The sequence below is a fragment of the Pseudoalteromonas sp. Z1A8 genome (assembly GCF_011378855.1).
GTDB lineage: Bacteria > Pseudomonadota > Gammaproteobacteria > Enterobacterales > Alteromonadaceae > Pseudoalteromonas.
On sequence record NZ_WTLB01000087.1, the window covers coordinates 1 to 9,134 of the forward strand.

A 9,134-nucleotide genomic window follows, 5' to 3' on the forward strand; every position below is an offset into this window, starting at 1 on the left:
AAACGGCCCAAAAGTAGGACCGTTCGAATTTCAAAAACTCGGTACACCATTAAGTCAAAACATGCTTAACTGAATGGTGTTAAGCCTAGGCTGGTTTTTAGTTTCAAACTGTATTTAAGCTACAGTGATGTTTGCAAACTTACGCTTACCTACCTGGTAAATAGCCGTTGTACCTTTCGCTACTTCAAGTTTGGTATCAGTGATTTTATCTTCACCGTTAAGTTTAACTGCGCCTTGCTTAATCATACGCATTGCTTCTGATGTACTTACTACTAAGTTTGCTTCTTTAAGTAAGTTAGCAATTAAAATAGCATCTTCTGCAATAGTGACTGTTAGCTCTGGGATTTCATCTGGTAGCGCTTTTTTCTGAAAACGCTGGATAAAATCGTCATGTGCACCTTGTGCATCAGCTTCACTATGAAAACGAGCAATTAACTCTTTAGCTAGTTCAATTTTAATATCGCGCGGATTAGTACCTTGCTCAACACGTTCTTTTTGAGCTGTAATTTCTTCAATAGAAAGAGCGCTTAGTAAGTCATAGTAGCGCCACATTAATACGTCACTAATCGACATTATTTTACCAAACATATCGTTTGGTGCATCAGTAATACCAATGTAGTTACCAAGTGACTTAGACATTTTTTGAACGCCGTCAGTCCCTTCAAGTAATGGCATCATTAATACTGTTTGCGGCTTTTGACCTTCAACTTTTTGCAGCTCACGGCCCATTAATAAGTTAAAGCGCTGATCAGTACCGCCTAGTTCAACGTCTGACTCTAGTGCAACCGAATCCCAACCTTGTACTAATGGATATAAAAATTCATGAATCGCAATTGGTTGACCGCCTGCATAACGCTTTTTAAAGTCATCACGTTCAAGCATACGCGCTACTGTTTGGTTAGCAGCAAGTTTAATCATGCCTGCAGCGCCTAACTTTTCCATCCAAGTAGAGTTAAATGCAACGGTGGTTTTAGCAGGATCGAGAATTTTGAATACTTGTTCTTTATATGTTTCAGCATTAGCTAGAACGTCTTCGCGAGTAAGTGGCTTACGCGTTACGTTTTTACCTGTTGGGTCGCCAATCATGCCGGTAAAGTCACCAATTAAGAAAATAACCTCATGACCTAAATCCTGAAAGGTTTTCATTTTATTAATTAGTACAGTGTGCCCTAAGTGTAAATCGGGCGCTGTAGGATCAAAGCCTGCTTTTATTTTTAGCTTTTTGCCCGACTTTAGTTTTTCAACTAGTTCGTCTTCAATTAATATTTCTTCTGCACCGCGTTTTATCTCTGCTAGAGCGGTTTGTAAATCCACTGTGTATTACTCCAAAATTCTGCCGACGAAGGGGCGACTAGTTACTTGCGTAGTCACGGTTTAATAAAGGTTTAAACCGAATAAATAGATGTAGCTAACATAACAAATTTCTACCTAATTAAAACAACTTTTTAAGTGATTCATGCAACTAAACTAAATCAATTAAGTCTTAGCGAGGTAGAGCGTTAAAAAAGGCTTTCTAACCTCGATTTTAGCGCAGTTTAAGGTTAGTTTAAATCTACAAAACACTAGTATTCGTACATTATTAAGTATATCCTGCAATATTATGTATTTATTATCTTGACAGCAGAAAAAGGCACGTTATGGTTCTCGTGGTTAACACGCTCCCCAAAAAACACAAATTGCTTATTCTAGGTTTGGTTTCTGCTATTGTTGGCTTAGCCTTTCTTCCTTCTGAAAAAGCCACTGCTTCCAAAGACAATAGTGCGAATGCACTAGAGATTGGTAAGCGCTATGAGTTACAAGTTAAAGTTGGTGACAACGAAAAATTAACTGAGCTAAATTCAGAGCAAGCAGCAGAAAAGTTACCAGAATACGACTTTGTCGATCATAAAGTTAAAAATGGCGACAATTTAGCAATTATCTTTAAGCGTGCTGGTTTTTCAGCTCAAACGCTTCATAAACTAATTAACACTAATGCAGAAACTCGCAAGCTAACTAAAATTCATCCTGGTGAAATACTTAGTTTTGCCACAGCTGAAGATGGCTCTTTAGCTCAACTGCGTTATGTAATTTCAAAAACAGATACTTTATTTGTTACCTTAAATGACGAAGGTAATTACGATACAGCTATCGATAGCAAAGAAATTGAAACGCTAACTAAAACCGCTGGCGGCGAAATATCTAATAACTTTTGGACTTCAGCAATTGCGGCAGGTTTAAGCGAACGTCAAATAATGAACTTTGCTGACATATTTGGTTGGGATGTTGATTTTGCAAATGATATTCGCAAAGGCGATGTGTTTGGCTTAATTTACGAGTCTCATTATGTTGATGGCGAATTTATTGGTACCGGTAAAATTATTGCCGCTGAATTTGTAAACCAAGGTCAGCGCTTTGCAGCAATTCGCCATACCGACGGCAATTTTTATACGCCTGAAGGGCGTAGCATGAAAAAAGCATTTTTACGTGCACCGGTAAACTTTAAATATATTAGTTCGAGCTTTAACCCTCGTCGCTTACACCCAGTTACTGGGCAAGTTAGAGCGCATCGTGGTATCGACTTTGCTGCGCGCACCGGCACACCAGTGGTTTCATCAGGTAATGGTAAAGTAATTAAAGCAGGTTACAGCAAATATAACGGTAACTACGTATTTATTAGCCATGGCACGCAATATGTAACTAAGTACTTACACCTAAATAAGAAACTAGTTAAAACTGGCCAAAAAGTTAAACAGGGCCAACAAATTGGTACTGTAGGGTCTACGGGTCGTGTTACTGGCGCACATTTACACTACGAATTTTTAGTAAATGGCGTTCATCGCAACCCTAAAACAGTAAAACTTCCTAAGTCAGAGCCATTACCTCGCTCAGAACTTGCTAAGTTTAAACCTATTGCCGATAACTTTATTGCCCAACTTGAGCGCAACCGCGAACTACAAGTTGCACTTAAATAAAGTTTAGTTATAAGCATTAAAAAAGCCTTTGCAAGTTAAACTTGCAAAGGCTTTTTAGTATGCACCCAACCTAATAACATATTAATTCATTAATACATAAATGAGCTGAACAACTAAAGATACCATCACTAACGGCCAAATATATTTGCTGTACTTGGTTGCGCCATCAAGTCCCATTTTACTTTGATACTTTTCAAGCAAAGGTATGAGTACTGCAAGTGCTACAAACAACCCAATTAAAATAACGAATATATTCATATCAATGTCCTACTTATGGTAACTCATGGCCTTTAGCACTTACATAAAGTGCGTACCAATGCTCACGAGTTAGTTTTACGTTTACAGCATCACACGATGCTTTAATACGTTTAGCATTAGTAGTACCAATTATTGGCTGAATCGATGCAGGATGGCGAAGTAACCATGCCAGCACAATAGCCTCAGCAGAAGTATCGTAAAGTGCAGCTAGCTTATTAACTAAAAGGCTGGTGTTTATATCGGCCTGCGATGCGTTTGATAAATCACTACCGCTGTATAAACCCTGGCATAAACTGCCCCAGCTCTGAATTTGAATTTCAAAATGACGACAGTATTCAATGCTTCCTGGAGTAAAATTGAGATTTTTACCATCAGCGTTACCCGCATATACACCTTCATCAACAAACTGGTGTTTTTGCAAGCTCGCTTCAATTTGATTAGCTACAATAGGCATATCAAGTGCGTGCTGTAAAAAATTCATTTGGTGTTGCTGCATGTTAGATACTGCAAAATTACGCACTTTACCGCTTTCTTTTAGGCAGCTAAATATTTGTGCTATTTCGTTCACTTCCATTAACGGATCGGGACGATGCAGCATCAATACATCTAAGTATTCTGTATTTAATTTTTTTAAAGATGCTTCAACTGATTGCTCAATCCACTTAGCCGAAAAATCATAGCGCTTTGGCCCTAAGTCATCTTCAAAACGGATCCCACATTTAGATTGAATATACATGTGCTCTCTAAGCTCTGGTCGTTCACTTAGTGCTTTACCAAAAACCTGCTCAGCTTTACCAAAAGTGTATATATCAGCATGGTCAAAAAAGTTAATACCACCTTCAATAGCGTTATCTATACATTCATGAGTTTGCTTAACATGTGCATCAGTAATTGCATCTTTATTCCAACCACCGCCAAGCCCCATGCATCCGAATATAAGTTTACTAACATGAGGTAAGTGCTTTGCTAAAGGTGTGTGAAGCATGGTAACTATCCTTAAAGTTTTGAAGAATAGTCACTGTAAACAAAAAAGCTTTATCTAGCTACAAATTAGGCACAAAAAAAAGCGCAGTAAACTGCGCTTAATAGTTAATCTATTTTAAATTACATTTTTAGCCAACGAGTGCTAGCAATATACCTGCTGCAACTGCACTACCCAGTACACCCGCTACGTTTGGACCCATTGCGTGCATAAGTAAAAAGTTATGTGGGTTACTTTCAAGGCCCACTTTATTAACCACTCGTGCCGCCATTGGCACAGCAGATACACCCGCAGCACCAATTAATGGGTTTATAGGTGTTTTAGATATACGGTTAAGCCCTTTTGCCATAAATACGCCCGACGCTGTACCAATTGCAAAAGCCAATGCGCCAAGCACTAAAATACCAATCGTCTCAACAGTTAAAAACTTATCTGCAGCAAGCTTTGAGCCTACAGCTAAACCTAAAAATATAGTTGTAACATTGATGATTTCGTTTTGAGCACTGTTACTTAATCTATCAACAACACCCGACTCTCGCATTAAGTTACCTAAACAAAACATACCTACAAGCGGTATAGCAGCCGGTAAAAACATAGCCGTTAAACTCAGCACCATAAGAGGGAAAATAATCTTTTCCTTTTTAGATACTTTGCGAAGCTCTGGCATCTTAATTTTACGTTCTTCTGGGGTTGTTAACGCACGCATAATTGGCGGCTGAATAATTGGCACAAGTGCCATGTATGAGTATGCGGCTACCGCTATTGCACCAAGTAAATCAGGTGCCAGTTTTGACGCTAAAAATATTGCAGTCGGTCCATCTGCTCCACCTATAATCGCAATAGCCGATGCATCCTGTAAAGTAAATTCAAAGCCTGGCACGTAGTTTAATAGTATTGCGCCAAACAAAGTCGCAAAAATACCAAACTGCGCCGCAGCACCAAGTAACAACATACGAGGGTTTGCAATAAGCGCGCTAAAATCGGTCAGCGCCCCTACGCCCATAAATATCAATAGCGGAAAAATTCCGGTATCAATACCTACGTAATAAACATAGTATAAAAGCCCACCAGGGTCTGACAAACCTGCCACAGGTACATTTGTTAAAATTGCACCAAAACCAATAGGTAACAGTAATAGTGGTTCAAAGCCCTTAGCTATTGCTAAAAACAGTAATAAACACCCTACCGCAATCATTATTAACGATGGGATTGTAAAGTTAGCAATGCCAGTAGCATTCCAGAGGTTTAAAATACCGTCCATCCTCTATTTACTCCCTATGCTAATGCAATCATAGCGTCGCCGGTAGTTACAGCATCGCCTTCACTAACTAACACTTCAGCAATTGTTCCGGTATGCATAGCGCGTATTTCGGTTTCCATTTTCATGGCTTCCATAATAATCACTACATCACCTTCGTTAACAACTTGCCCAGCTTTTACCTTAATCTTAAAAATATTACCGGCTAAAGGTGCATTTAGCGTTTCACCTGATGCAACCGAAGCAGACTGAGGAATATGCTCAGAATCTTTTAATGTTACCTCTTTTAGCTCACCACCTTGCGCCACTACTACGTCGTAAACTTTACCGTCTACTTTTACGCTGTACTGCTCAGCTTTTACGCCATTATTGTTTGAAGCTGATTTAGAAGGTGCTTTATTGCTTTTATCTTCAACAGAAGGAATAGGCTCAAATGCATCCGGGTTGTTACGGTTTTTAATAAACTTCAAACCAACTTGTGGAAATAATGCATAAGTTAGTACGTCATCAATTTGCTCATCAGCAAGTGTTAAACCTTGCTCTTGCGCTTCTTTTAATAATTCAGCTTCAAGCGTTGCAAGCTCTGGTGCAATGTTATCTGCAGGGCGACACGTAATTACCTCTGCTCCATCAAGCACACGCTCTTGTAGCTCTTTATTCATTGGTGCTGGTGTTAAGCCATATTCACCTTTTAATACGCCAGCAGTTTCTTTAGTAATTGTTTTATAACGCTCACCGGTTAGCACGTTAAGTACTGCTTGAGTACCTACAATTTGCGACGTGGGTGTTACTAAAGGTAAAAAGCCAAGATCTTCACGTACACGTGGGATCTCAAGCAAAACTTCGTTAAGCTTATCGGCTGCGCCCTGCTCTTTTAGCTGGTTTTCCATATTTGTAAGCATGCCACCAGGTACTTGTGCTAGTAAAATACGGCCATCAACCCCTTTTAAGCTACCTTCAAATGCCGCATATTTTTTACGTACATCTCTAAAGTAAGCCGCAATTTCTTCTAGGTGATTTAAATCAAGATCGGTATCGCGCTCAGTGCCTTCAACTATCGATACAATCGTCTCAGTTGCAGTGTGTCCGTAAGTCATACTCATAGATGAAATAGCGGTATCAAGCATATCAATGCCTGCATCAATCGCTTTTTGATAAGTCGCAGTACTTAAACCTGTTGTAGCGTGGCACTGCATAGCAATAGGAACCGATACGGTTTCTTTAAGTGCTTTAATTAGTTTTTCAGCATCGTACGGCTTTAATAAACCCGCCATGTCTTTAATACAAATTGAGTGACAACCTAAATCCTCAAGCTGTTTTGCAAGAGTTAGCCACATATCAAGTGTATGAACAGGGCTTACTGTATACGAAATAGTACCTTGAGCATGTGCACCTACTTTAATTGCTGCTTTAATTGCTGTTTCAAGGTTACGTACGTCGTTCATTGCATCGAATATACGAAATACGTCAACGCCATTTTTATGTGCGCGCTCTACAAATTTTTCAACTACGTCATCAGCGTAATGGCGGTAACCTAATAAATTTTGACCGCGTAATAGCATTTGCTGTTTAGTATTAGGCATCGCTTTTTTAAGCGCGCGAATACGCTCCCACGGATCTTCGCCTAAATAACGAATACATGAATCAAATGTAGCACCGCCCCATGATTCAATAGACCAATAACCTGCGTCGTCTAACTTGCTAGCAATAGGTAGCATATCGTCTAGGCGCATACGTGTTGCAAGCAATGATTGGTGCGCATCGCGTAATACCAATTCTGTTAATTTTAATTTAGCCATGTGTGTGCCCCTTATTTGTTATTTGATTTGTACTGAGCAATGGCAGCACTAATAGCAGCGATGTGCTCATTAGGCACACCTTGAGATTTAAAAGACGGTGATTTAGCTGGTGATGCCTCTGGTTCGCTATAGCGCGTCACCAAATTAGACATAAGCGCTACTGCACCAATTAATATCGACAGAAATACAAACACTCCAACCATGCCAGTCAGCATTAAGCTACCAGCCGTTGTGAGTAGAGCACCTATATCCATTTTTCTCCCCCTTTGAAACCCATATCGAAAATAAAAAATCGATTTAATTAAATATTTATTCACTGGATAATAACAAAACTAGTCGCTTTGTCTACATTTTGTAAATTGGTAAAACCAATTAAACTATAAACAACATAACGCTCAACTTATTTACAAGCCATAACCCAGCAATCATGTGCACTACAATACATACAGAAAATAACGACTATAGTTAATAGTTATATGAAAGTTGTTAATTAACTATTCATCTTCATAAATATAAACGCCAAACGGTATAGTAAGTATAAAAACACAAAGCAATTGTTAATTGGTCTTACCAAAGTCAACGTATTCAGTGAATATTTACCGTCTATTTGTAACAGTGTGAATAACTTACATAACAAAGCGTAAAAATTACTAACTAGCTAATAACTAAAAATGCATGCAAACACATAAGCTATTGATATAAAAACAAAAATAAATTTTGGCATGTAACTCGCATTAGCTATTGTGAGCAAAATTTGATAACCAAGGAGAAAACAATGTTACGCTGGACAATTACATTTTTAGTTATTGCTTTAATCGCTGCAGTGTTAGGTTTTGGTGGCATCGCAGGTGCCGCAGCTGGTATAGCAAAAATTATATTTTTTATTTTTATAGTACTTTTAGTGATTTCGTTAGTTTCAGGTGCGCTACGTGGTAAATCACCCAGGTAGATACGCTAAACTGAATAAAACTAAGCAACACTAATTACATTAATTTTTACAAGGAATTACATTATGAAATCAACAACTGTTAAAGCAGCACTAATCGGTCTATTCGCAAGTTTTTTCATCATGGGTTGTGAAGACAATCATGCAGAAGACGCAGGCGAACGTATTGACGAAGCAGTAACTGACGTGCAAAACAAAGTAGAAGATGCATGTGAAAATGTTAAAGAAGGCGTGAACGCAGAAGAAACTAACTGTTAATTCTTCTTGTACCGCTAAAAAACGGCCTCTGGGCCGTTTTTTTGTGCCTGCAATAAAATCACTAACTATAAAGCTGCTCATTTAGCAGTTAGCTTGTTAAAATAAAAAAAACGATACTTAAAGCAAGGCAAAATGGCATTCACAACCACCTACACACTAGATAAACCCTACTTTTACGAGTGCTTTGATGAGTCACTTCCTTACAGTAAGCGTGCAAAACCTAAATACTTTTTACTTGTGTTGTTAGTTGCGCTTGGTTTATTTGGTATTTATGTTTTAAACGATCATTACTTAGGATCGTTTATGATCATGCTAGCTGTACTAGAGTGCGTCGCTTTTTACTATCGCAGACCTTGGTGGGTAACCAGACAAATGCTCAGCAGAGCATCAGGCTCTGAGGTAACACTTACCTTTGATGACGAAGGCATTAAGTCGGCTAATCATTACAAAAGTTTTGAGCTGACGTGGCAAAACATAAGTGAAGTAATAGATACACCGCAAGGTATTATTATTAAAAATAAAAGCGGCATGCAATACATTTCAAAACAAATACTAACCCCTGAAACACTCGCTTTTATAAACAAAAAAGCCACTCAGTGAGTTAACACCGATCAGTTAAGGTATTTTTGATCGGTTGACCGATCTTTTGGTTGCTTCACAATACCCTTATCATCTTTTGATT

The 9,134-nt window shown here is 38.6% G+C and carries 10 protein-coding genes; 4 read left to right on the plus strand and 6 right to left on the minus strand.

All coding sequences use genetic code 11. From position 1 onward, the window contains the following. Positions 1–114: 114 nt before the first annotated feature. Entirely contained in the window at positions 115–1,314 is a 1,200-nt protein-coding gene (gene tyrS, locus GQR55_RS19180; protein WP_166421867.1) for a tyrosine--tRNA ligase, read from the minus strand. A gap of 323 nt (positions 1,315–1,637) precedes the next feature. On the opposite strand from tyrS, the gene GQR55_RS19185 reads away from it, so the two are divergent. After that, on the plus strand, positions 1,638–2,951 hold the full coding sequence (locus GQR55_RS19185) for a peptidoglycan DD-metalloendopeptidase family protein (RefSeq protein ID WP_166421868.1): 1,314 nt from the start codon (positions 1,638–1,640) through the stop codon (positions 2,949–2,951). A gap of 81 nt (positions 2,952–3,032) precedes the next feature. Here the strand turns inward: GQR55_RS19185 and GQR55_RS19190 are convergent, their stop codons facing one another. From GQR55_RS19190 to GQR55_RS19210, 5 genes are all read right to left on the minus strand, one after another. After that, positions 3,033–3,209 (minus strand): hypothetical protein, encoded by a 177-nt coding sequence (locus GQR55_RS19190; RefSeq protein WP_166421869.1) that lies wholly within the window; start codon positions 3,207–3,209, stop codon positions 3,033–3,035. Positions 3,210–3,222: 13 nt separating this feature from the next. Beyond that, positions 3,223–4,194 carry an aldo/keto reductase gene (locus tag GQR55_RS19195; RefSeq protein ID WP_166421870.1) on the minus strand — a complete coding sequence of 324 codons (972 nt, stop codon included), beginning with the start codon at positions 4,192–4,194 and terminating at the stop codon, positions 3,223–3,225. 127 nt (positions 4,195–4,321) lie between these two features. Beyond that, positions 4,322–5,452: a sodium ion-translocating decarboxylase subunit beta gene (locus GQR55_RS19200; protein WP_076925246.1), complete on the minus strand. Its 1,131-nt coding sequence runs from the start codon at positions 5,450–5,452 to the stop codon at positions 4,322–4,324. Positions 5,453–5,466: 14 nt separating this feature from the next. Then, complete coding sequence (gene oadA, locus GQR55_RS19205; RefSeq protein WP_166421871.1) at positions 5,467–7,248, minus strand: sodium-extruding oxaloacetate decarboxylase subunit alpha; 1,782 nt, start codon at positions 7,246–7,248, stop codon at positions 5,467–5,469. Between the two features lie 11 nt (positions 7,249–7,259). Further along, positions 7,260–7,502 (minus strand): OadG family transporter subunit, encoded by a 243-nt coding sequence (locus GQR55_RS19210; protein WP_166421872.1) that lies wholly within the window; start codon positions 7,500–7,502, stop codon positions 7,260–7,262. A 521-nt stretch (positions 7,503–8,023) separates the two neighbouring features. Between GQR55_RS19210 and GQR55_RS19215 the strand changes: the two genes are divergently transcribed. From GQR55_RS19215 to GQR55_RS19225, 3 genes are all read left to right on the plus strand, one after another. Then, entirely contained in the window at positions 8,024–8,197 is a 174-nt protein-coding gene (locus GQR55_RS19215; RefSeq protein WP_006794345.1) for a DUF1328 family protein, read from the plus strand. A gap of 63 nt (positions 8,198–8,260) precedes the next feature. Continuing rightward, the gene (locus GQR55_RS19220) at positions 8,261–8,452 is read left to right on the plus strand and encodes a hypothetical protein (protein WP_166421873.1); all 192 of its coding nucleotides are present in this window, start codon (positions 8,261–8,263) and stop codon (positions 8,450–8,452) included. 132 nt (positions 8,453–8,584) lie between these two features. Beyond that, a complete protein-coding gene (locus tag GQR55_RS19225) occupies positions 8,585–9,052 on the plus strand; it encodes a YcxB family protein (RefSeq protein WP_166421874.1) in 468 nt (155 codons plus the stop codon). The last annotated feature ends 82 nt before the right edge of the window (positions 9,053–9,134 follow it).